Raw genomic sequence first — 19,744 nt, forward strand, 5'->3', positions numbered from 1 at the left:
GGCGGCGGTCCCGGCGGACGGGTCGACGAGCCCGGTCAAAACAGGAAGTAACGGTGGTTCATCGGCAGTTCGGTCGCCGGCTCGTGGTCGACCACCTCCCCGTCGATGCGTACGGTGAACGTGTCCGGGTCGACCTCGATGTCCGGCAGCGCGTCGTTCTCCGGCAGGTCGGCCTTGGTCCGGCGGCGTACGTTCTCCACCGGGACGAGACGGCGGTCGAGCCCGAGCCGGTCGGCCAGGCCGTCCTCGATCGCGGCCGGCGCCACGAACGCCACGCTGGTCGCCCCGGCGGCCCTGGTGTGGACGTTGTAGCCCAGCCTCGGCAGCACCGGCTGCGGGGTGGGCACGGCGGCGTTGGGATCGCCGAGCAGCGCCATCGCGGCCATGCCCGACTTGTAGACCGCCGTCGGCCGCACCCCGAACAGCGCGGGCTCCCACAGGACGAGGTCGGCGAGCTTGCCCGGCTCGACGGACCCGACCTCGCGTTCGAGACCGTGGATCATCGCGGGGACGATCGTGTACTTGGCGACGTAGCGGCGGGCGCGGTGGTTGTCCGCCCGGCCGTCGCCGGGAAGGGGACCGCGCAGCTTCTTCATCACGTGGGCGGTCTGCCAGGTCCGCCGCACCACCTCGCCGAGCCGGCCCATCGCCTGGGCGTCGGAGGTCATCGCCGAGATGGCGCCCATGTCCTGGAGGACGTCCTCCGCGGCCATCGTGGACGCGCGCACCCGGCTTTCGGCGAAGGCGAGTTCGGCCGGGATGTTCGGGTTCAGGTGATGGGCGATCAGGCAGATGTCGAGTTGCTCGTCGGCCGTGTTGACGGTGAAGGGCCGGGTCGGAGTGGTCGAGGACGGCAGGACACAGGACTCGCCCGCGATCCGGATGATGTCCGGCGCGTGGCCGCCGCCGGCGCCCTCGGTGTGGAAGGCGTGAAACGTGCGGCCGTCGACCGCCCGCAGCATGTCCTCCACGAACCCGGCCTCGTTGAGGGTGTCGCTGTGGATCGCCACCTGGACCCCGGCCGCGTCGGCGACGCGCAGCGCGGTGTCGATGACGGCCGGAGTGGCGCCCCAGTCCTCATGGACCTTGAAGCCGCCCATCCCCGAGCGCAGTTGCTCCCACAGGGACTCCTCGTTCACCGTGCTGCCCCGGCCCAGGAAGAGCACGTTGACCGGCCACGGCTCGAACCCCTCCAGCATCCGTTCCATCCACCAGCCGCCCGGCGTGGCCAGGGCCGCCTTCGACCCGTCGGTCGGGCCCGTGCCGCCACCCACGAGGGTCGTGGTGCCGGCTTCCAGGGCGACGACCGACATGTCCGGGGAGACGAAGTGGACATGGGTGTCCACCGTGCCGGCCGTCAGGATCAGCCCGCTGCCGTTGACCATCTCGGTGCAGGGCCCGACGACCAGGTCCGGATGGACACCGTCCATGATGTCGGGGTTGCCGCACTTGCCGAGCGCGACGATCCGCCCGTCGCGGATCCCCACGTCGGTCTTCACCACGCCCCAGTGGTCGAGCACCACGACGCCGCCGATCACCAGGTCCACAGTTCCCTCGGCCCGGGTGGCGTGCGACTGCCCCTGCGACTCGCGTCCGGACTTGCCGCCGCCGAAGACGGTCTCGTCGCCGCCGACACACCGGTCCTCCTCGACCTCGATCAGGAGGTCGGTGTCGGCGAGCCGGATCCGGTCGCCCTTGGTGGGCCCGAGCGAGGCGACGTAGTCGCGCCGGTCGATCTCAGCCATCGAGGGCTCCTCCGCATGCGCCGCGCAGCCCGCGCACGATGCGCCGGCCGCCGAGTGGAACGAGTTCGACCTCGACGGTGGCACCCGGATCGAAGCGCCGCATCCCGCCGGCCAGGATGTTCAGCCGGTGCCCCCAGGCACGGTCACGGTCGAAGCTCAGCGCCGGATTGACCTCGGCGAAGTGATAGTGCGAACCGACACTGACCGGGCGGTCCGCCGTGTTGACGACCGAAACACTGATCACCGGACGGCCCGCGTTGATGGTCACCGGCCCGGGACCGTAGAGGATCTGGCCCGGCGCGCCGGGCTCGTCGGCCGACTCCGCCCCGGGCTGCACCAACCCGGTCGACTCCCCCTTGCCCGACCCCGGAACGAGGGACTTGCCACTGCCCGGACGCCGCTGCCGCTCGCTCACTGGATCGGCCCCTGTACCGCGATCAGCTTCGTGCCGTCCAGGAAGGTCGCCTCGACCTGGACCTGGGCGAGCATGTCGGCCACCCCGTCCATCACCTCGTCCCGGCGCAGCACGTTCCGGCCCGCGTCCTGGAGGTCCGCCTTGGTACGTCCGTCGCGGGCCCCTTCGAGAAGGAAGGAGGAGATGATCGCCGTGGCCTCCGGGAGGTTGAGCTTGAGACCCCGCTCCCGGCGTTCCTGGGCCAGTCTGGCCGCCGTGTAGATCATCAGTCGCTCCCGCTCCTGAAGACTGAGCAGCATCACCGTCTCCGCTCTGTCCGCGCCGGTCGGCACGGACCGGCGGTTGCGTGTACCGGGAGTCAGCCTGGCACGGAGTCCGGCGAAGGGAGGGCTGATGTTGCGCCACTGGGGGACCCCGCGGCGTGCGGGGCGCCTGACACCTGTTCCCCGCATCACTCCGCCGCCCGCGACCGTCTCCTGAACCACCGCACGTTCCGACCGGACGGCCCGGCCGCTCACCACGACCGATTGTCAGTGGCACCTTCTACGGTTCGGTCAGTGGAACCCGCGGAACTCGCCGCGGGGCCCGATCGGGGAGAGGTCTGCCATGTCGAGGACGTACCTGGAGCTGTCGCAGGACGACGGGAGCGCGCACAAGTTCTACGAAGTCACCGTCCAGGGACAGGTCGTGTCGGTGCGCTACGGCCGGATCGGCGCCACCGGGCAGATCCAGACGTCGACCTTCCCCACCGTCCAGAAGGCCGAGGCCGCCGCGGCCAAGAAAATAGGCGAGAAGATCCGCAAGGGCTACGAGCCCGCCGTGCAGGGCCAGCGCGCGCCCCGCGCGGTCACCCGCCGGCAGGTGACCTCCGCGCCCTCCACGGCCCGCGCCGTCGCACCGGTCCTGTGGCGGTTCCGCACCGGCTCCGCGGCGTTCGGCATCCACATCGACGAGGACAAGTGCTGGGTGGGAAACCAGGCGGGCGACGTCTACACCCTCGCCCACGGCGGTGAGGTCCTCGCCCGCTACCAACTGCCGGACGGCGTCAAGTGCCTGGTCGCCGACGACTTCTGGATCTACGCGGGCTGTGACGACGGCCGGGTCTACGACCTGTCGTCCAAACTGCCCTTCGCCGCCTACGACATCGCGGCCGACGTGGACATCTTCTGGCTCGACATCCACGAGGGCGTGCTGAACGTCGCGGACCGCGCCGGACGGCTCACCGTCATCGACCACGAGGACGAGCACCAGTGGGCGCGCGGCGGACGCGGTGAGCACGCCTGGATGGTGCGCGCCGACGACCGCGCCGTCTACCACGGCCACACCCGCGGCGTGACCGCCCATTCCCCGGACGGTGGCACCGAGTTGTGGCACACGCCCACCCAGGGGGCCGTGCTCTTCGGCTGGCAGGAGGACGACGCGGTGTACGCGGGAACCGCGCGCCACACCGTTCAGCGGCTGTCCAAGGCGACCGGTGCCGTCGAGGCGACGTACCACTGCGACAGTCCGGTCTACTCGTGCGCCACCTCGCCCGGCGGCCGGTTCGTCTTCGCCGGGGACTCCGCGTCCTCGGTGTACTGCTTCGACCGGGACGGCACCCGGCTGTGGAAGCTCGGCACGGGCGGCGGCTCCGCGCTGTCCATGCAGTACCGCGACGAGCGGCTCTTCCTCGTCACCACGGACGGTTCCCTGGTGTGCGTGGACGCGAGCGAGGCGGCGGTGGCGGCCGCGCAGCAGGGCTCGGTGCCCGTCGCCCGCGACGTCAAGCTCGCGGCCACCCTGCCGACGTACGCGCCGGCCACCGCGGTCGCCGCCGTGGCGACCGTGACCGCGGCGCCCGCGGGCTCGGTCGTGGTCGAGTGCGTCCAGGAGAACGGCCGTACCCGGATCCACGTGGTGTCGGAAGGGTACGACCACTCGTGGAACGTCCAGTTCCCGAGGGCGATCAGGGAACCCGGCGCGCGGTACGTGGTCGACGCGCTGCACGCCGCGTCGGGCGGCTTCTACCGGGTGCGCGGGGACATCAGGCGCCTCCGGTGAAGAGGAGCGGCGTCAGGCGATGGAGTCTCCAGCTGAAGAGGAGTGGCGTCAGGCGATGGAGGCAGCGATGACGGCGGAGACCGCGAGGTTGCAGGACGCCGTCACCCACACGGCCGGGTGCGGCTCCGGCTCGACCAGCGTCGCGCCCAGCCGCCCCGGGGTGATCAGGTCGACCACCAGGAAGGCCACGGCCATCATCACCAGCCCCAGCAGTCCGAACACGGCCGTGGACACCAGGCCCTTGCCGAAGTCCTCGTACGTCGTCCATATGGAGGTGAAGACGATGCCGCCGATGCCCAGCAGCGCGGAGCTGAGCACCATGGCGGCGTTGCGGTTGCGCTGCTCCCAGATCTGCCGGCCGAGCTTTCCGGGTGTCAGCATGTCCACCAGGACGATGCCGAGGACCAGGAGGACCAGACCCAGGCCGCCGTAGGCGGCGGCCCGGCCGAGTCCGTTGACGATGTCGCTCATGGCGTTGCCGGCTCCGTAGCGTGAGAGATCGCGAGTGATCGTGGTCAAGGCGATGCAAAATGTAGCGCACCTGCCAGGTCGCTCAAGAGGCGGTCCGCAGAGCGCGGTTGCGGCGCACGGACGACCAGAACGACGCACCGATCAGGACGACGCCGACGAGGCCGGTGATGATCTCGTTGATCTGGTACTGGATGGTGACCAGCAGGATCAGCGACAGCGCGCCGATGGCGTAGTGGGCGCCGTGCTCCAGGTAGACGTAGTCGTCGAGGGTGCCCTGGCGGACCAGGTAGACCGTCAGCGAACGGACGTACATGGCGCCGATGCCGAGGCCGAGGGCCATCAGCACGATGTCGTTGGTGATGGCGAAGGCGCCGATGACCCCGTCGAAGGAGAAGGACGCGTCCAGGACCTCCAGGTAGAGGAACATGAAGAACGCAGCCTTGCCCGCCAGCTCGACGGGTGAACCCCGCCGTCCCGCGCGCCGGGCCGCCTCCTCCGCCTCGTGCTCCCGTTCCTCCTCGTCCTCCAGCCTCTGCTCGAAGAAGCCGGAGAGGCCGCCGACGACCATGTAGGTGATCAGACCTGCGATGCCCGCCAGCAGGACGGTCTCCGCCTTGTCGGCGTGCGTGCCGCCGTGCTGGTGGGCGTGGGCGCCGAAGGTGGTCGCGGAGATCAGCAGCACGATCAGGGCGATGCACACCGACAGCATGTCGACGCTGCCGAGCTTGGCCAGCGGACGCTCCAGCCACCCCAGCCACTTGATCTCCCGGTCCTCGAAGACGAAGTCGAGGAAGATCATCATCAGGAACATGCCACCGAAGGCGGCGATCGACGGATGCGCGTCCGTCACCAGCTCCTGATAGCGGTCCTTGTCGGTGAGCGCCAGGTGCACCGCGTTCCACGGACTCAGCCGGGCACTGATCGCCACGATCACCACCGGGAAGACCAGCCGCATCCCGAAGACCGCGATCACGATGCCGACGGTGAGGAAGATCTTCTGCCAGAAGGCGTTCATCTTCTTCAGGATCCCGGCATTGATCACCGCGTTGTCGAAGGACAACGAGATCTCCAGGACGGAGAGGATCGCCACGATGCCGAGGGCGGTCCAGCCGTCGTAGAGCACGCCCGCGGCCAGGCCGAGGGCGGTGACGACGAAAGCCCAGCGGAACGTCTTCAAAAGCACCGGCAACTCATTCCTGTCGACGCACTGTACGGGGCGGCATCCCATGCCAGTGCCCGCCACGCACGTTGTTTACCACGCTGGAGTAGCTCGTTTCCTTGAGTAGTTCGTGTGTCAGGGAGTAGGTTCGCCGCCATGACGGCATCCCGGAACTCCCGGAATCCGGCCACCGCCGACGAGCTGCGTCGGGCGGGACTGCGGGTGACGGCCGCCCGTGTCGCGCTGCTCGAGACCGTCCGGGCGGGGGACCACCTCGACGCGGAGGCCCTCACCTCCGGAGTGCGCCGGCGCGTGGGGCACGTCTCCCTCCAGGCCGTGTACGACGCCCTGCACGCCCTCACGGCGGCACGGCTCGTGCGCCGTATCGAACCGCCCGGCAGCCCGGCGCGGTTCGAGGGACGGGTCGGTGACAACCACCACCACGTCCTGTGCCGGTCCTGCGGTGCCCTCGCCGACGTCGACTGCGCCGTCGGCGACGCGCCCTGTCTGACCGCCTCCGACGACCACGGCTTCGTGATAGACGAGGCCGAGGTCATCTACCGGGGCCTGTGCCCCGACTGCTCCACCCCAGGCAGTTCCCCAGCACCTTGATCCGCCCCGTTCGGAAGGATTCCCATGTCCGAGAACCACGACGCCATCGTGACCGACGCGAAGGCCGAGGAGACGGGTGGTTGCCCGGTCCCCCACGGACGCGCCCCGCACCCCACGCAGGGCGGCGGAAACCGTCAGTGGTGGCCGGAGCGGCTCAACCTGAAGATCCTCGCCAAGAACCCGGCCGTCGCCAACCCGCTGGGTGAGGAGTTCGACTACGCCGCGGCCTTCGACGCCCTCGACCTGCCGGCCGTGAAACGGGACATCGCCGAGGTGCTGACCACCTCGCAGGACTGGTGGCCCGCCGACTTCGGCAACTACGGCCCGCTGATGATCCGGATGGCCTGGCACAGCGCGGGCACCTACCGCATCAGCGACGGCCGCGGCGGCGCGGGCGCCGGCCAGCAGCGCTTCGCCCCGCTCAACAGCTGGCCCGACAACGGCAACCTCGACAAGGCCCGCCGCCTGCTGTGGCCGGTCAAGAAGAAGTACGGCCAGAACCTCTCCTGGGCCGACCTGCTGGTCCTCACCGGCAACGTCGCCCTGGAGACGATGGGCTTCGAGACCTTCGGCTTCGCCGGCGGCCGCGCCGACGTCTGGGAGGCCGAGGAGGACGTCTACTGGGGCCCCGAGACCACCTGGCTCGACGACCGGCGCTACACCGGCGACCGCGAGCTGGAGAACCCGCTCGGCGCCGTCCAGATGGGCCTGATCTACGTCAACCCGGAGGGCCCCAACGGCAACCCGGACCCCATCGCCGCCGCCCGCGACATCCGTGAGACCTTCCGCCGCATGGCGATGAACGACGAGGAGACCGTCGCGCTCATCGCCGGCGGCCACACCTTCGGCAAGACCCACGGCGCAGGCCCCGCCGACGCCGTCGGCGACGACCCCGAGGCCGCCCCCATGGAGCAGCAGGGCCTCGGCTGGAAGAACACCCACGGCACGGGCAAGGGCGGCGACGCCATCACCTCCGGCCTCGAGGTCACCTGGACCAGCACGCCGACCCAGTGGGGCAACGGCTTCTTCAAGAACCTCTTCGAGTTCGAGTACGAGCTGGAGCAGAGCCCGGCCGGCGCCAACCAGTGGGTGGCCAAGGACGCTCCGGAGATCATCCCCGACGCGCACGACCCGTCGAAGAAGCACCGCCCGCGGATGCTCACCACCGACCTGTCGCTGCGCCTCGACCCGATCTACGGGCCGATCTCCCGCCGGTTCTACGAGAACCCGGAGGAATTCGCGGACGCCTTCGCCCGCGCCTGGTTCAAGCTGACCCACCGTGACATGGGCCCGAAGTCCCTGTACCTCGGCCCGGAGGTACCCGAGGAGACCCTGATCTGGCAGGACCCGCTGCCCGAGCCGGACGGCGAGGTCATCGACGCCGAGGACGTCGCTACCCTCAAGACCAAGGTCCTGGAGTCCGGCCTGTCCGTGGCGCAGCTGGTGACCACCGCCTGGGCCTCGGCGTCCACCTTCCGCGGCAGCGACAAGCGCGGCGGTGCCAACGGCGCCCGCATCCGCCTCGAGCCGCAGCGCGGCTGGGAGGTCAACGAACCCGACGAGCTGGCGCAGGTGCTGCGCGTCCTGGAAGGCGTCCAGCAGGAGTTCAACTCCGGGTCCGGTGCGAAGAAGGTCTCCCTGGCCGACCTGATCGTCCTCGGCGGGTCCGCCGCCGTCGAGAAGGCCGCCAAGGAAGCCGGCTTCCAGGTGGAGGTCCCCTTCGCCGCGGGCCGCGTGGACGCGACGGAGGAGCACACCGACGCCGAGTCGTTCGAGGCGCTCGAGCCGACCGCCGACGGTTTCCGCAACTACCTCGGCAAGGGCAACCGGCTGCCGGCCGAGTACCTGCTCCTCGACCGGGCGAACCTGCTCACCCTGAGCGCGCCCGAGATGACCGTCCTCGTCGGCGGTCTGCGCGTGCTGGGCGCCGGCCACCGGCAGTCCCAGCTCGGTGTCTTCACCCGGACGCCCGGTTCGCTGACCAACGACTTCTTCGTCAACCTGCTCGACCTGGGCACGACGTGGAAGTCGACGTCCGAGGACCAGACCACGTTCGAGGGCCGCGACGCCGCCACGGGCGAGGTCAAGTGGGCCGGCAGCCGCGCCGACCTGGTGTTCGGCTCGAACTCCGAACTGCGGGCGCTCGCCGAGGTCTACGCGAGCGACGACGCCAAGGAGAAGTTCGTGCACGACTTCGTCGCCGCCTGGGTCAAGGTCATGAACCTCGACCGCTTCGACCTGGCCTGATCCGCCTCGTCCGATCCAGCGGCCTGAGGGGCGGCCGGTACCGGCACCAGCCGGTGCCGGCCGCCCCGGGCGGCGCGAAAACCGGTGGCCCCGTACGGCGCACGATGCTGGGATGACCTGATGTTCAGTGACGCGCCGGTGGCCGTGGACCGGGGGCGGTACCAGGACACCGTCACCCCCTGGGAGGAACCGGCCTGGCGCGCCGAGGCACTCGACTGGGTGCGGGCCGGGCTCACCGCCCACGGTCTGCGGCCGACGGGACAGTGGCGGGTGCGGCTGCGGCCGTGGTCCGTCCTGCTGCGGCTGTGCGTGGAGGGACCCGGCGCGGTCTGGTTCAAGGCGAACCCGCCGGCCAGTGCCTTCGAAGGCGCGCTGACCGCGGCGCTGGCCCGCTGGGTCCCCGGGCACGTACTGCGGCCGCTGGCGGTGGACACCGACCGGGGCTGGTCGCTGCTGCCCGACGGGGGACCGCTCTTCCGGGACGTCCTCGCACGGGAGTCGGTCACTCCCGGCGCGTGGGAAGAACTCGTACGCCAGTACGCGGCCGTGCAACACGCCCTGAGCCCGCGCGCGAGCGAGATCGAACGCCTGGGTGTCCCCGCCGTGCCCGTGGGCGCGCTGCCCGGCGTCCTCGACCGGCTCGACGACACCCCGCTGCCGTCGCGCGACCGGGCCGCGCTGCGGGAACTGCGCCCCCGCCTGCCGGACTGGTGCGCGGAACTCGCCGCCCTGGGCGTCCCCGACTCCCTCGACCATGCGGACCTGCACGACGGTCAGCTGTTCCACCCCGCGCCCGGCAGGTTCACCTTCTTCGACTGGGGCGACGCCGTGGTCGCCCACCCCTTCTCCAGCCTTGCCGTCCCCGCCCGCCGGGCCGCCGAGCACCACGGACCACAGGTGCTTCCGCGTTTGCGCGACGCCTACCTCGAACCCTGGACGGACACCGGCCGTACGACGGCCCAGCTGCGGCGTGCGGCGAGCCTCGCCTGGCGGCTCAGCGCCCTGAACCGCGCCGCCGCCTACGGCAGGCTCTTCCCCACCGCGTCCGGCGCCGCCGCTTCCGCCACGGCCGCGGCGGGCGCACGCTGCCTTCTCGAGTTGCTGGACGAACCACCGTTCTGACAGCGGCTCGCCCCTCGGCGCGCGGGCCGTTGTCAGTGGCGGATGCGAAGCTTCACGTCATGGATGAGGTGGAGTTCATGCGCGGCAGGGTCTACGGCGCCGACCACGACAACCCCGGGCCGCGCGCCGGGCGCGTCTACGCGCATCTGGTGGGCGGCCCCCTGGACGGCCTGCTGCTGGACGTCACGGACCTCACGGAACAGGAGCGCGGCCGCGGGGTGGCACTGGCGACAGAGATAGGCCGCTACGGTCCGGGCGGCCGCTCCGCCTACGCCCCGCGGCCGGGCGACGCGCGCCGCTTCGACTGGCGGGGCGATGTGCCATGACCCGGCACCGCTCCCGCCCCGGCGGCCGGCCGTGCGCGGACCCGATGCTGCGCCTCGTCGGAGGCGATCACCAATCCGCGTGCCGCGCAGCCCCGGATTACCGACGTGAGTGACGAAGACAAGACCCCACGGAAAGCGTCGGCCGGGACAGGGACCCGCATCGGGCTGGGTGCGCTGAGCGGTCTCCTGGCGGGTGGCACCGCGCTCGCCGTCGCCGAGCTGGTGGCGGCGGCCCTACGCCCGCAGGCCGGCCCGGTCGTCGCGGTGGGCGCAGCCGCGATCGACCGTACGCCGACCGCCGTGAAGGACTGGGCGATCCGCACCTTCGGCACCAACGACAAGCTGGTGCTCCAACTCGGCATCCTCGCCGTACTGACCCTGTTCGCCCTGGCACTCGGCGCGTTCGCCGTCCGCCGTCGGCGCACCGGCACCGCGGGAGTCCTCGTCTTCGGGGTCGTCGGCGCCGCGGCGGCCCTCGGCAGGCCCGACTCCGCCGGCGTCACGGACGCCTTCCCCTCCGTCCTGGGGGCGATCGCCGGCGCGGTGCTTGTGTACTTCCTCGTCGGACTCCTCCCGGCACCGCGCCGGGAGGCGCCGGGGGAGCGGGGCGAGGGCTGGGACCGGCGCCGTTTCGTGATCGCGGCGACCGCCGCGGCCGCGGCCTCGGCCGGGACCGGTGTCCTGGGCCGGGCCCTGAGCGGCGCGGGCGGGCGGGAGGCGCTCGCCTCCCGGAAGAACGTCACCCTTCCGCCGCCCGGCTCACGAGCCCCGGCGGTGCCCCGGCGGGCACAGGTCCGGGTGGAGGGGATCAGCCCCTTCGTCACCCCCAACAGCGACTTCTACCGGGTCGACACCGCCCTGGTGGTCCCTAAGGTGGACGCCACGGCCTGGCGGCTGCGCATCCACGGCGAGGGGGTCACCCGGGAGAAGACGCTGACCTTCGACGACCTCCTGCGGCGGGAGCTGATCGAGCGGGACATCACCCTCACCTGTGTGTCCAACGAAGTCGGCGGCCCGTACGCCGGCAACGCCCGCTGGATCGGCGTCCGGCTCGCCGGCCTGCTGGAGGAGTGCGGCGTCCGGCGGCCGTCGGCGGGCGGCCCGGCGGATCAGCTCGTGGCCCGCTCCGTGGACGGCATGACCATCGGCAGCCCCGTGGAGGACGTCATGGACGGCCGCGACGCGATGCTGGCCGTCGGCATGAACGGCGAGCCCCTGCCGTTCGATCACGGATTCCCCGTCCGCATGCTCGTGCCCGGCCTCTACGGCTACGTCTCGGCCTGCAAATGGATCGAGGACATCGAGCTGACCACGTTCGACTCCTACGACTCGTACTGGGTCAAGCGCGACTGGGCCCGCGAGGCACCGATCAAGACCCAGTCCCGGATCGACACCCCGAAACCGTTCGCCCGGCCCAAGGCGGGCACGGTGATGGTCGCCGGAGTCGCCTGGGCCCAGCACCGCGGCATCGACAAGGTCGAGATCCGCGTCGACGACGGTCCCTGGCAGGAGGCCACTCTGGCCGCCGAGGACTCCCGCGACACCTGGCGGCAGTGGTCGTACGCCTGGTCGGCCACCAAGGGCGGCCACAACCTCACCGTGCGTGCGACCGACCGGACCGGCGAGGTGCAGACCGAGAAGCGCACCCGCACCGTGCCCGACGGCGCGAGTGGACGGCACTCCGTCGTGGTGACGGTGGACTGATCACCGGTTTCCCGCTCGGCGGGCCGGCGAGTCCACGTAGGGGGAGAGCTTGGCCGGGTTCATCACCCACATGATCCGGTCGATGCCTTCCGGCGAGACGTCGACGGACAGGAGGGCGACCGCGTCCTCGCCGACCTGGACGAGCACCGCAGGACGGCCGTTGGCCTCGACCCGGCGGACCCGTGACCCCGGCCAGAAACGGGGCGCGAAGGCCACCAAGTACTTGGCGACACGCGGCCGCCCGACGACCGGAACCCTGGACGCGCCCCGCATTCCTCCGCCGTCGGTGTAGCTGACCACGTCCGCGGCGAGGACGTCCTCCAGTGCCCTGAGATCACCGGTCCGGGCCGCGGTGAGGAACACGTCCAGCAGGCGCCGGTGCTCGGCCGCGCCGACCCGCTCGCCGCGCTCGGCGGCCAGGTGCTTGCGGGCCCGGCTCACCAGCTGACGGGTGTTGGCCTGACTCGTCTCCAGTATCTCGGCGATCTGCCCGTAGGGGTAGTCGAACGCCTCCCGCAGGACGTAGGCGGCCCGCTCCACCGGGTTGAGCTTCTCCAGGAGGTGCAGCACCGCCAGCTCGACCGCCTCCGCCCGTTCGGCACCCAGCTGCGGATCCGCACTCGTGTCGACCGGCTCCGGAAGCCAGGGCCCGACGTACGTCTCCCGCCGCACCCGGGCGGACTGAGCCGTGTTGATCGAGAGCCGGGTCGTCATGGTGGCCAGGAAGGCCGCCGGCTCCACCACCCCGGCGCGGTCGGCCTTCTGCCACCGCATCCATGCCTCCTGGAGGACGTCCTCGGCCTCCGCCGCGCTGCCGAGCACCCGGTAGGCGATGCCGAAGAGCCGCGGGCGCGCCGCGACGAAGTCCTCGGTCGCCTTCTCGAGTGAGTCGACGTCGTCCCCGGCGTGCATGGACGTTCCTTCCGGCCTGGAGGCCACCCACACTACAACCGGCGCCGAGCGCCGTCCTGTTCTCCCGGAGCGGGCCCGGGGACGTCTCGGACACGGACCACGCGCAGGCCCGGCCGGGCCTGCCGGCCGGGCCGGTGTCGTCAGCCGAACTGACCGGGCCGGTAACTGCCGGCGGGCTGCCGGTTGATCACGTTGATGCGGTTGTACGCGTTGATGATGGCGATGAGGGAGAGCAGCGCGACGAGTTGGTCCTCGTCGTAGTACTTGGCCGCGTCGGCCCAGGCCTCGTCGGTGACGCCGCCCGCCGCGTCCGCGATACGGGTGCCCTGCTCCGACAGCTCCAGCGCGGCACGCTCGGCCTCGGTGAAGACCGTGGCCTCCCGCCACGTGGCGACCAGGTTGAGCCGCTGCTGGGTCTCGCCGACGGCGGTGGCGTCCTTGGTGTGCATGTCCGTGCAGAAACCGCAGCCGTTGATCTGGCTGGCGCGGATCTTCACGAGCTCCTGGGTCGCCGTGGGCACGCCCGACTCGGAGGCGACCTTGGCAGCCGAGTTGATGTGCTTGAGTACCTTGCCGGCGAAGGGGTTGCCGAAGAAGTTGAGACGCGGTTCCATCAGGTTCTCCCGGTCGAGTGGTCGTTACCCCCTACTGACAGGGCAGCCCCGGAATGTGTGACAGGGGCCCTTCGCCGCTCGCCGCGCAGGCGGCGACCGGGCTGCGCCAGGGGGGGCCAACCGAGCTGCGCCAGGGGGCGACCGGTATCCGGGCTACCGGGTCGGGAACCCGTCGGCCGGTTCACTCCGGGAGACCGGTTCACTCCGGGAGAGACGGGCCGCCGTGTGGTCCAGCAGCATCTCCAGGGCGCCCGGATAGGCGCTGTGCGGCATCCGCGCGCTCAGGAGCCGGGCGGTGGCGGCGATGTGGGGGTGGGACGTCGCGGGCAGCCGTGCGTAGGTGGTGCCCCACATGTCCTCGTCCGCCGCGCGCGTCTCCGCTGTCAGCGCCAGCGCCCCGGCGTCGAGCGCCGCGAAGGCCAGGCTCTGGTCGATGAAGGTGTGATAGATCCGGACCGCGTCGTCGTCCGGCAGTCCCGCGCCACGCAGGATGCCGAGGATGGCCTCGTCCACCGCGATCTCCCGCGGACGGCCGGTGACCCGGCTCGCGGTGAGCACGGCGGCCTGCGGATGGGCGAGGTAGGCCGAGTGGATGGCGAGCCCGAGGGCACGCAGGTCGGTCCGCCAGTGACCGGTCGCCGTCCAGCTCTCCAGGGCCCGGCCCATCAACTCGTCGCCGATGGCGCGGGTGAGGTCGTCCATGCCCGCGAAGTACCGGTACAGGGTGCTCGGGTCCGCGCCCAGGGCGAGGCCCAAGCGCCGGGCGGTCAGTCCGGCGCCGCCGTGCTCGCGCAGCAGCCGCAGCGCGGTGTGCACGATGAGCGTCTCGGACAGCACCGTGCCCTGGCGGGTGGGCCGTCGCCTGCGGCGCGCCCCTTCCCGTACCACTGGCTTCGCCATCGCGTGCCCTCCTCGTCGTCCCGGTCTCCTCCGGCCGGTTCCGTGACCGGTGACCTTATGCCAACACGGTTGACCTTGTCGTGCGACGTCCCGTTGCATCGGGCGTACCCGGGGACGTCCGCCTCCCGGCAGGAGTCAGAAAGGTGTCCGGCATGCGTGTACTTCTCGTCGGTGCGGGCGGTGTCGGCACCGCCGTCACCCGGATCGCGGCCCGCAGGGAGTTCCTGACCCACATGGTCGTCGCCGACTACGACCTCGCCCGTGCGGAGGCGGCCGTCGCGACCCTCCAAGAGCACGGCGACCGCTTCACCGCCCTGCGGCTGGACGCCTCGGACCGCGACGCCGTGCGCCGGACGCTCGCCGAGCACCGCTGCGACGTCCTGCTCAACGCGACCGACCCGCGCTTCGTGATGCCCCTGTTCGAAGCGGCTCTCACGGGCAGCGCCGACTACCTCGACATGGCGATGTCACTGTCCGTCCCGCACGCCTCCCGCCCGCACGAGGAGTGCGGGGTGAAGCTCGGCGACGAACAGTTCGCCCTGGCCGAGCGCTGGTCCGGCTCCGGGCGGCTGGCCCTGGTCGGCATGGGAGTGGAACCGGGACTCTCGGACGTCTTCGCCCGGTACGCCGCGGACGAACTCTTCGACGACATCGAGGAGATCGGCGTGCGCGACGGCGCGAACCTGACCGTCGAGGGCTACGACTTCGCGCCGTCGTTCAGCATCTGGACCACGATCGAGGAGTGCCTCAACCCGCCCGTGGTCTTCGAGAGGGACCGCGGCTGGTTCACCACCGCGCCGTTCAGCGAGCCGGAGACCTTCGACTTTCCCGAAGGCATCGGTCCGGTGGAGTGTGTCAACGTCGAGCACGAGGAGGTGCTGCTGATCCCCCGCTGGGTGGACGCGCGCCGCGTGACCTTCAAGTACGGCCTCGGTGAGGACTTCATCGCCAAGCTCAGGACGCTCCACGAACTGGGCCTGGACTCCACCGCCGGGGTCCTGGTTCCCGGCGAGAACGGGCCGGTCGCCGTCTCACCCCGGGACGTGGTCGCCGCCTGCCTGCCCGACCCCGCCACCCTGGGCGACCGGATGACCGGCAAGACCTGTGCCGGCACCTGGGTCAGGGGCACCCGCGACGGCGCAGCGCGCGAGGTGTACCTGTACCACGTCGTCGACAACGAGTGGTCGATGCGCGAGTACGGCTCCCAGGCAGTCGTCTGGCAGACCGCGCTCAACCCGGTGGTCGCCCTCGAACTCCTCGCCACCGGCGCCTGGCAGGGCAGCGGCGTCCTCGGCCCGGAAGCCTTCCCGCCACGCCCCTTCCTGGACCTGCTCACCGCATACGGCTCACACTGGGGTCTGCGCGAACAGTGATGATGTCTCATCGCCCGTCCGCCACCCGACGGGTCCCCCTGCGGAAGAATGCGCGTCCCCCTTCCCCACACGCTTGCCACTGCCGAGGACATACGGGCGGCTTCCAGGGCGAGATCGGCGTCCGCAGCACCGAGAGCGCCGCCATCGGTCCGTGGACGCCGGCGTTCGCCTTCGGGGACGGCCAGACCATCACCGACATGGCGGGAGGCACCGCCACCCAGAACGCCGGCGCGGTGAGCGTCGCCCCGGCCTCCTGCACCTCCACCATCCCGGTCGGCGGCACGGTCACCCTCGGCTTCACCGCGCGGAAGGGCGGCACCAACACCGCCCCGACCGCGTTCAGTCCCGACGGAACGGCCTGCGCCACGACGTGACCGTACGTCCCGGCCGGCCGGCGGCGGGCAGGTACCGCCCCGGCCGGCCGGTGGCGAGTGAGGGAGTGGGGGAGGGTGAGGGACGTCACCATGAGACCTCGCGGACGTCGGCCCGGCTCTGCGGCTGCGTCGTCGCGGTGATCTCCGAGCGGTGACGACTCGCCGCGAACGTCACCTTCAGCGTCTGCGGCGCGCTCTGCTCCGTACTCACCGTGAAGCCCTGGTTCGGCACCGCCGAGATCAGGCACACCCCGCTGCCGCCGAACCGTACGGTCGCCTTGCCGCCCTCGGACGGCACCGTGTACACGCCGGCCCCGCCCTCCTCGCACCCCGGGTCGCCCCCGCCCGCGGGAGGTCGCGGGGCAGTGGTGCGGGGGCTCGGCGTCGGCGTCGGGGTCTCGGTCGGCTCCGGCGGCTCCTCGCTGGTGCGGGACGGCGTCGGGCTGGGCTTCCGGCTGGTCGGCGACGGGGTCGGAGAGGGGCGCACGGTCTTGGAGGCGGTCGGCCGGGGCGAGGCCGGCAGCTCCTTCGGCGCCGTCTGCGCGACCGGCGCGGTCGGCCGGGTCGAGCCCACCACGAAGTGGATCGTGATGATGACAGCCGTGACACTGGCCGCCGTGCAGGACAGCCAGATGATCAGGTAGCGCAGGAGGCGGGACACGACACCATAGTGACGGACCGGCTAACGTGCCTGCCCATGGCCTCCGTACTTGTCGTCGAGGACGACCCTGTGATCCGGGCCGCGCTGATCGAGGTCCTCACCGGACACGGCTACGCGGTGAAGACCGCACACCAGGGTTTCGAGGCGCTGCGCGACATCACGCAGAGCCCGCCGGACATCGTCGTGCTCGACCTCGGGCTGCCCGACCTCGACGGCCTCGACGTGCTGCGGATGATCCGGGGCATATCCCGCGTCCCGGTGCTGGTCGCCACCGCACGGGACGAGGAGACCGAGATCATCAGGCTGCTCAACGCCGGGGCCGACGACTACATGGTCAAGCCGTTCTCCGGCGGTCAGCTCGCGGCCCGGCTCGCCGCCGTGCTGCGCCGCTCCGCACCCGAAGACCTCCGGGCCGCGCGGCGGCCCGTCCTCCAGGTCGCCGACCTGCGCATCGACCCCACCGCGCGCACCGCCCACCTCGCCGGCCGGGAACTGCCCCTCACCCGGCGCGAGTTCGACCTGCTCGCCTACCTGGCCGCCAATGCCGACCAGGTCATCTCGAGACAGCGCATCCTCACCGAGGTGTGGCAGCAGCCGTACGTGGAGGACCAGACGGTGGACGTCCATCTCTCCGCACTCCGCCGCAAAATGGGTGAGAAGGCGCGAAAGCCCCGCTACCTTCACACCGTGCGAGGCATCGGCATCAAGCTGGTCAGCGCGCCATGAGACGTGCCCTCGCCGGGATCGCCCTGGCCGTCACCTCCATGGTGGCGCTGTCGTTCCTCATCCCGCTCGCCCTCCTCGTCCGCGAACAGGCCCGCGACCGGGTCACCACCGCCGCCGAGCAGCGTGCCGCGGCCCTGTCGCCGGTGCTCGCCCTCACCACCCGGCGCGCCGACGTCCAGCAGGCCGTCGCGGAACTCGGCTCCTCCGACCAGCTGGTCGTGCGGCTGCCCGACGGCGGCTTCGTCGGGACCCCGCACGCGCCCGAGGAGGCGCTCGACCGGGCCGTACGGGGTCGCGAGACCCTCGCCGTCGACACCGCGGACGGCTGGGCGTACCTCCAGCCCGTCGTCCTGCGGGGCGAGAGGGTCGCGGTCGTCGAGGCCTACGTGCCCGCCGCGGACCTCACCCGGGGGGTGACGGCCTCCTGGGGCGTGATGGCGCTGCTCGCCCTCGGACTGGTGGGCGGCTCGGTGCTGGTCGCCGACCGGCTCGGAGCCCGCGTGGTCCGCTCCTCCCGGGGACTCAAGCGCGCCTCGCTCGCCCTCGGCTCCGGCGACCTCGGAGTACGGGTGGAACCGGACGGCCCGCCCGAGCTCCAGGAGGCGGGAGTGGCGTTCAACACCATGGCGGACCGGGTCGTCGACCTGCTCGCCGTCGAACGCGAGCTGGTCGCGGACCTCTCGCACCGGTTGCGCACCCCGCTGACCGCCCTCTACCTGGAGGCCGACCGGATGGGCGCGACGCCGAGCGCGCAGCGGGTCACGGACGCGGCGGGGCAGCTCGAGCGCGAGCTGGACTCGATCATCGCGGCGGCGCGCACCCCGTTGGCGTCGGCGCAGCTCGCCGGGGCGGGTGCGGCGAAGCCGTGCGACGTCGCCGAGGTGGTCGCCATGCGGCTGGACTTCTGGTCGGTCCTCGCCACCCAGCAGCAGCGGCCGTTCGAGCGCTCCCTCACCCCGCGTCCGACGCCCGTGGCCTTCCCCGAGGACGACGTCGCCGCCGTCGTCGACGCCCTGATCGGCAACGTCTTCCGGCACACCCCGCAGGGCACCCGCTTCCTCGTGCGCGTGGAACGGCGGGACAGGCACGTGCACCTCACCGTCGACGACGCCGGACCGGGCGTGGCGGATCCCGAGGCGGCCCTCACCCGGGGCGTCAGCGTCGGCGGTTCCACCGGGCTGGGCCTGGACATCGTGGCCCGGGCGGCCCGCACGGCGGACGGCGAACTGACGATCACCCGTGCCCCGCTCGGGGGCGCACGGGTGACGGTGTCGTTCGCGCTGGCGGACGCGCGTGCGGTCGGCGGCGGTGAACGGTGAGGGGCGCGGGCCGGCAGCGGTGACCGGCGTCAGCGGCCGGTGCCGAAGTCCTGGGTCCACCAGGGGCCGCCGTCGCCGAAGTGGACGCCGACGCCGAGCTCCTTGAAGGAGCAGTTGAGTATGTTCGCGCGGTGGCCGGGGCTGTTCATCCAGGAGTCCATCACCGAGGCGGCGTCCGCCTGGCCCCGGGCTATGTTCTCGCCCAGCGTCGACCACTGGTAGCCGGCGGCCTCGACCCGGCTCGCCATGGTGGAGCCGTCGGGCCCCGTGTGGGACATCACACCGCTGTTCGCCATGACGTCGCTGTAGTCGTCCGCCGCCCGGGTCAGCTTGTCGTTCGCGGTGACCGGAGAGCAGCCCGCCGCGGCCCGCTCCTCGTTCACCAGCGCGAGGACCTGTGCCTCGGCTCCGCCGGTCGCGCCGGTGCCGGAGCCCGAGCCGGAGCCCGAGCCGGAACCGGAGCCTGATCCACTGCCCGACCCCGACCCCGACCCCGACCCCGAGCCGCTGCCGCCGCCGGACCCGTTGCCGCCGGACCCGTCGTTGCCGCTCTTCGTGGTGGCCCTGACGGGCGCCTTGGAGGTCGGCGCGGGAGCCTCGGCGGCGCTGGTCGTCGGGCTCGCCGTCTTCTTCGGCTTCTTCTTCTGCTCGGCGCTCTTGCTCGGGGAAGGGCTTGCCGTGGCGCTCGGGCCCGCCGACGTGGACACGAGCGGTGCCGTACCGCCCGCCGCGTCCTCGGCGTTCGGCGCCTGGCCGGCGGCGTTCGCGGTGACCCGGTCAAAGGCCCCGCCGTCGTCGCCGTCGGTGACGGCCAGCCTGATCCCGACGCCCGCCGTCAAGGTGACGGCGCCCAGTGCCAGCGCGGTACCCCGGGTCCTGAGCCCGCCACGGGGACGAGCGTGGGAGCGGGACGGGCGAGAGGCTCGGCGGGAACCCATACGCAGGACACCTCGGCTTGTCGGTCGGCTGACGGAGCCCCCGTACCCGGTGGACGCGACCGCGCCCACCGGGACTGTGGGGGGTG

Annotated in this window: 21 protein-coding genes; 11 read left to right on the forward strand and 10 right to left on the reverse strand. The window is 71.8% G+C overall.

The genetic code is table 11. The features are described from left to right. Positions 1-35: 35 nt before the first annotated feature. The 3 genes from ABS735_RS15870 to ABS735_RS15880 form a co-directional block, all read right to left on the reverse strand. The gene (locus tag ABS735_RS15870; RefSeq protein WP_373905527.1) at positions 36-1,745 is read right to left on the reverse strand and encodes an urease subunit alpha; all 1,710 of its coding nucleotides are present in this window, start codon (positions 1,743-1,745) and stop codon (positions 36-38) included. Beyond that, the gene (locus ABS735_RS15875) at positions 1,738-2,082 is read right to left on the reverse strand and encodes an urease subunit beta (RefSeq protein ID WP_476755881.1); all 345 of its coding nucleotides are present in this window, start codon (positions 2,080-2,082) and stop codon (positions 1,738-1,740) included. Before ABS735_RS15875 ends, ABS735_RS15870 begins: the two co-directional genes overlap by 8 nt. A 74-nt stretch (positions 2,083-2,156) precedes the next feature. Next, positions 2,157-2,459, reverse strand: coding sequence for an urease subunit gamma (locus ABS735_RS15880; protein ID WP_373905525.1), 303 nt, complete (start codon positions 2,457-2,459; stop codon positions 2,157-2,159). Positions 2,460-2,766: 307 nt separating this feature from the next. Between ABS735_RS15880 and ABS735_RS15885 the strand changes: the two genes are divergently transcribed. Further along, entirely contained in the window at positions 2,767-4,200 is a 1,434-nt protein-coding gene (locus tag ABS735_RS15885) for a WGR domain-containing protein (RefSeq protein WP_373905524.1), read from the forward strand. Between the two features lie 48 nt (positions 4,201-4,248). Here ABS735_RS15885 and ABS735_RS15890 read toward each other — a convergent pair whose 3' ends face one another. After that, positions 4,249-4,671, reverse strand: a complete 423-nt coding sequence (locus tag ABS735_RS15890; protein ID WP_373905523.1) for a DUF350 domain-containing protein — start codon at positions 4,669-4,671, stop codon at positions 4,249-4,251. A gap of 82 nt (positions 4,672-4,753) precedes the next feature. After that, positions 4,754-5,854, reverse strand: coding sequence for a DUF475 domain-containing protein (locus ABS735_RS15895; RefSeq protein WP_373905522.1), 1,101 nt, complete (start codon positions 5,852-5,854; stop codon positions 4,754-4,756). A gap of 132 nt (positions 5,855-5,986) precedes the next feature. Between ABS735_RS15895 and ABS735_RS15900 the strand changes: the two genes are divergently transcribed. The 5 genes from ABS735_RS15900 (at position 5,987) to ABS735_RS15920 (ending at position 11,841) form a co-directional block, all read left to right on the forward strand. Then, a complete protein-coding gene (locus ABS735_RS15900; protein WP_373905521.1) occupies positions 5,987-6,442 on the forward strand; it encodes a Fur family transcriptional regulator in 456 nt (151 codons plus the stop codon). A gap of 24 nt (positions 6,443-6,466) precedes the next feature. After that, the gene (katG, locus tag ABS735_RS15905) at positions 6,467-8,689 is read left to right on the forward strand and encodes a catalase/peroxidase HPI (protein ID WP_373905520.1); all 2,223 of its coding nucleotides are present in this window, start codon (positions 6,467-6,469) and stop codon (positions 8,687-8,689) included. Positions 8,690-8,809: 120 nt separating this feature from the next. Beyond that, positions 8,810-9,811 (forward strand): aminoglycoside phosphotransferase family protein, encoded by a 1,002-nt coding sequence (locus tag ABS735_RS15910; protein WP_373905519.1) that lies wholly within the window; start codon positions 8,810-8,812, stop codon positions 9,809-9,811. A 59-nt stretch (positions 9,812-9,870) separates the two neighbouring features. Further along, positions 9,871-10,137 carry a hypothetical protein gene (locus tag ABS735_RS15915; RefSeq protein WP_373905518.1) on the forward strand — a complete coding sequence of 89 codons (267 nt, stop codon included), beginning with the start codon at positions 9,871-9,873 and terminating at the stop codon, positions 10,135-10,137. Between the two features lie 105 nt (positions 10,138-10,242). Next, entirely contained in the window at positions 10,243-11,841 is a 1,599-nt protein-coding gene (locus tag ABS735_RS15920) for a sulfite oxidase (RefSeq protein ID WP_373905517.1), read from the forward strand. Here ABS735_RS15920 and ABS735_RS15925 read toward each other — a convergent pair whose 3' ends face one another. From ABS735_RS15925 to ABS735_RS15935, 3 genes are all read right to left on the reverse strand, one after another. Continuing rightward, positions 11,842-12,753: an RNA polymerase sigma-70 factor gene (locus ABS735_RS15925; RefSeq protein ID WP_373905516.1), complete on the reverse strand. Its 912-nt coding sequence runs from the start codon at positions 12,751-12,753 to the stop codon at positions 11,842-11,844. A gap of 140 nt (positions 12,754-12,893) precedes the next feature. After that, positions 12,894-13,367 (reverse strand): carboxymuconolactone decarboxylase family protein, encoded by a 474-nt coding sequence (locus tag ABS735_RS15930; protein ID WP_373905515.1) that lies wholly within the window; start codon positions 13,365-13,367, stop codon positions 12,894-12,896. 153 nt (positions 13,368-13,520) lie between these two features. Beyond that, on the reverse strand, positions 13,521-14,267 hold the full coding sequence (locus ABS735_RS15935) for a TetR/AcrR family transcriptional regulator (protein ID WP_373905514.1): 747 nt from the start codon (positions 14,265-14,267) through the stop codon (positions 13,521-13,523). 152 nt (positions 14,268-14,419) lie between these two features. Between ABS735_RS15935 and ABS735_RS15940 the strand changes: the two genes are divergently transcribed. Together ABS735_RS15940 and ABS735_RS15945 are read left to right on the forward strand one after the other, a co-directional pair. Continuing rightward, entirely contained in the window at positions 14,420-15,640 is a 1,221-nt protein-coding gene (locus ABS735_RS15940; protein WP_373905513.1) for a saccharopine dehydrogenase family protein, read from the forward strand. Positions 15,641-15,642: 2 nt separating this feature from the next. Further along, positions 15,643-16,014, forward strand: coding sequence for a cellulose binding domain-containing protein (locus ABS735_RS15945; RefSeq protein WP_476755882.1), 372 nt, complete (start codon positions 15,643-15,645; stop codon positions 16,012-16,014). An 85-nt stretch (positions 16,015-16,099) separates the two neighbouring features. Here the strand turns inward: ABS735_RS15945 and ABS735_RS15950 are convergent, their stop codons facing one another. After that, positions 16,100-16,321, reverse strand: coding sequence for a hypothetical protein (locus ABS735_RS15950; RefSeq protein ID WP_373905512.1), 222 nt, complete (start codon positions 16,319-16,321; stop codon positions 16,100-16,102). A gap of 58 nt (positions 16,322-16,379) precedes the next feature. Between ABS735_RS15950 and ABS735_RS15955 the strand changes: the two genes are divergently transcribed. Genes ABS735_RS15955 through ABS735_RS15965 form a run of 3 tightly spaced genes read left to right on the forward strand, consistent with a single transcriptional unit; the run spans position 16,380 to position 18,720 of the window. Continuing rightward, on the forward strand, positions 16,380-16,658 hold the full coding sequence (locus ABS735_RS15955) for a hypothetical protein (RefSeq protein WP_373905511.1): 279 nt from the start codon (positions 16,380-16,382) through the stop codon (positions 16,656-16,658). Positions 16,659-16,711: 53 nt separating this feature from the next. Then, positions 16,712-17,401, forward strand: a complete 690-nt coding sequence (locus tag ABS735_RS15960) for a response regulator transcription factor (RefSeq protein WP_373905510.1) — start codon at positions 16,712-16,714, stop codon at positions 17,399-17,401. Continuing rightward, on the forward strand, positions 17,398-18,720 hold the full coding sequence (locus ABS735_RS15965; protein ID WP_373905509.1) for a sensor histidine kinase: 1,323 nt from the start codon (positions 17,398-17,400) through the stop codon (positions 18,718-18,720). The genes ABS735_RS15960 and ABS735_RS15965 overlap by 4 nt, the downstream gene beginning before the upstream one ends. A 29-nt stretch (positions 18,721-18,749) precedes the next feature. Here ABS735_RS15965 and ABS735_RS15970 read toward each other — a convergent pair whose 3' ends face one another. Beyond that, entirely contained in the window at positions 18,750-19,658 is a 909-nt protein-coding gene (locus tag ABS735_RS15970) for a CAP domain-containing protein (protein ID WP_373905508.1), read from the reverse strand. Between the last annotated feature and the right edge of the window lie 86 nt (positions 19,659-19,744).

Origin of the sequence: Streptomyces sp. MMCC 100 (assembly GCF_041538145.2) — a bacterium.
Taxonomy (GTDB): domain Bacteria; phylum Actinomycetota; class Actinomycetes; order Streptomycetales; family Streptomycetaceae; genus Streptomyces.

Excerpts from the sequence above, each read along its gene's own strand:
- ABS735_RS15870 (WP_373905527.1), bottom strand. The coding sequence starts at position 1,745 with ATGGCTGAGATCGACCGGCGCGACTACGTCGCCTCGCTCGGGCCCACC.
- ABS735_RS15880 (WP_373905525.1), bottom strand. The coding sequence starts at position 2,459 with ATGCTGCTCAGTCTTCAGGAGCGGGAGCGACTGATGATCTACACGGCG.
- ABS735_RS15885 (WP_373905524.1), top strand. The coding sequence starts at position 2,767 with ATGTCGAGGACGTACCTGGAGCTGTCGCAGGACGACGGGAGCGCGCAC.
- ABS735_RS15890 (WP_373905523.1), bottom strand. The coding sequence starts at position 4,671 with ATGAGCGACATCGTCAACGGACTCGGCCGGGCCGCCGCCTACGGCGGC.
- ABS735_RS15900 (WP_373905521.1), top strand. The coding sequence starts at position 5,987 with ATGACGGCATCCCGGAACTCCCGGAATCCGGCCACCGCCGACGAGCTG.
- katG (WP_373905520.1), top strand. The coding sequence starts at position 6,467 with ATGTCCGAGAACCACGACGCCATCGTGACCGACGCGAAGGCCGAGGAG.
- ABS735_RS15910 (WP_373905519.1), top strand. The coding sequence starts at position 8,810 with ATGTTCAGTGACGCGCCGGTGGCCGTGGACCGGGGGCGGTACCAGGAC.
- ABS735_RS15915 (WP_373905518.1), top strand. The coding sequence starts at position 9,871 with ATGGATGAGGTGGAGTTCATGCGCGGCAGGGTCTACGGCGCCGACCAC.
- ABS735_RS15925 (WP_373905516.1), bottom strand. The coding sequence starts at position 12,753 with ATGCACGCCGGGGACGACGTCGACTCACTCGAGAAGGCGACCGAGGAC.
- ABS735_RS15930 (WP_373905515.1), bottom strand. The coding sequence starts at position 13,367 with ATGGAACCGCGTCTCAACTTCTTCGGCAACCCCTTCGCCGGCAAGGTA.
- ABS735_RS15935 (WP_373905514.1), bottom strand. The coding sequence starts at position 14,267 with ATGGCGAAGCCAGTGGTACGGGAAGGGGCGCGCCGCAGGCGACGGCCC.
- ABS735_RS15940 (WP_373905513.1), top strand. The coding sequence starts at position 14,420 with ATGCGTGTACTTCTCGTCGGTGCGGGCGGTGTCGGCACCGCCGTCACC.
- ABS735_RS15945 (WP_476755882.1), top strand. The coding sequence starts at position 15,643 with ATGTCTCATCGCCCGTCCGCCACCCGACGGGTCCCCCTGCGGAAGAAT.
- ABS735_RS15960 (WP_373905510.1), top strand. The coding sequence starts at position 16,712 with ATGGCCTCCGTACTTGTCGTCGAGGACGACCCTGTGATCCGGGCCGCG.
- ABS735_RS15965 (WP_373905509.1), top strand. The coding sequence starts at position 17,398 with ATGAGACGTGCCCTCGCCGGGATCGCCCTGGCCGTCACCTCCATGGTG.
- ABS735_RS15970 (WP_373905508.1), bottom strand. The coding sequence starts at position 19,658 with ATGGGTTCCCGCCGAGCCTCTCGCCCGTCCCGCTCCCACGCTCGTCCC.